1 protein-coding gene is annotated in these 614 nt (G+C 50.0%); it reads left to right on the top strand.

What is annotated here, in order from left to right:
• Positions 1-614, top strand: a 614-nt coding sequence (locus AC1DH9_RS30445; protein ID WP_477809494.1) for a glucosyltransferase domain-containing protein, incomplete at both ends; no start/stop codon positions are given.

Below are 614 nucleotides of genomic sequence, written 5' to 3'. Positions count from 1 at the left end.
TTACTACAAAACACCGACTGTTTCTTGCTGTCTGGTGCTCCTGCCACTGTGGTACAACCCGTTTTTGCTACAGACTTTATCTTATCAATATGACGGGCCAGCCACGGCGTTGAGCGTGGTGGCGGTGATGTATGGGGTGGCATTTCAACATAAAGCTGGCGTCGTTCAGGTACTGGTGCCTGGCGCATTGATTGCGGTGGGGCTCAGCTTGTATCAACTGAGTATCAATGTGTTTTTGGGGCTGTGCTGCATCGAGTTCGTGAGGGGGCTTGATAATAAGCAGTCCCTTGCCTGTTTATTATCAATGGCAGGGGTGAAAACGCTGCAGTTGGTTGCAGGCTTGATCATTTATTTCTTGCTGGCTTATCCATTCATGACCCATGAGCGCCTGGAGATGATTCCGTTCAATGCGAGCGGGCTGTTGCTGATCCTGAACAATGCAGGCGTATTGGTTGGGAAAATCGGATTGCTGTTTCAGGGAGGGAATCGTTGGTTGGCGTGGCTGGTGGTGGTGTGTGCGGTCGTTGGGGGAGGGCTGGTTGGGCGAAATATCATCCAGGGGAAAGAGACGTCATTAAATAAGATGCTTCTGTTTTTTTTGTATGTGCTTATGG

The sequence above is a fragment of the Pseudomonas sp. 05T35 genome (genome assembly GCF_056396605.1).
This window is presented reverse-complemented; position numbering and strand designations above follow the sequence as displayed.